1 protein-coding gene is annotated in these 538 nt (G+C 62.8%); it reads left to right on the top strand.

Annotated features, from left to right (window positions below; all coding sequences use genetic code 11):
• The coding region (locus AC3IMC_RS20430; RefSeq protein WP_490920725.1) for an integrase core domain-containing protein at window positions 1-533 on the top strand (533 nt) is incomplete at its 5' end.
• Between the last annotated feature and the right edge of the window lie 5 nt (window positions 534-538).

The following is a 538-nucleotide window of genomic DNA, read 5'->3' as shown; positions in this document are numbered from 1 at the left end:
TCAAGAAACTAGGCCGGATCCCGGACGGCGGCGGTTGGCGGGCCGACCCGGCGCAAAGCCGCTCAAACCACCGCAAATCACCTCAGAAGGTCGGCTTCGACTACGTCCACGTCGCCGTGGACGACTACACCCGTTTCGCCTACGCCGAGGTCCTGCCGGACGAGAAAGGCCCGACCTGCGCCGGCTTCCTCACCAGGGCAGCGGCCGCCATGGCAGCCAACGGGGCCCCCGTGCGACGGGTCATGACTGATAACGCCTTCGCCTACCGGCTCTCCCGCGATTTCCAAGAAACTTTGGCCGAGCTGGGAGCTAAACACATTCTGATCAAACCCCGCCATCCCTGGCAGAACGGCAAAGCAGAACGCTTCAACCGCACCCTCCAAGAAGGCTGGGCCTACCGGCAACCCTTCACCTCGAACCAAGCCCGGACCGACGCCCTGCAACCATGGCTAAACTTCTACAACAACCACCGGCCACACGGCAGCCTCGGAGGCAAACCCCCCATCAGCAGGTGCAAACAACCTACTGACTGAGTACA

The sequence above is a fragment of the Arthrobacter sp. E70 genome (genome assembly GCF_058266945.1).
The sequence above is the reverse complement of the archived record's forward strand: the minus strand, read 5'-3'. Positions and strand labels throughout refer to the sequence as shown.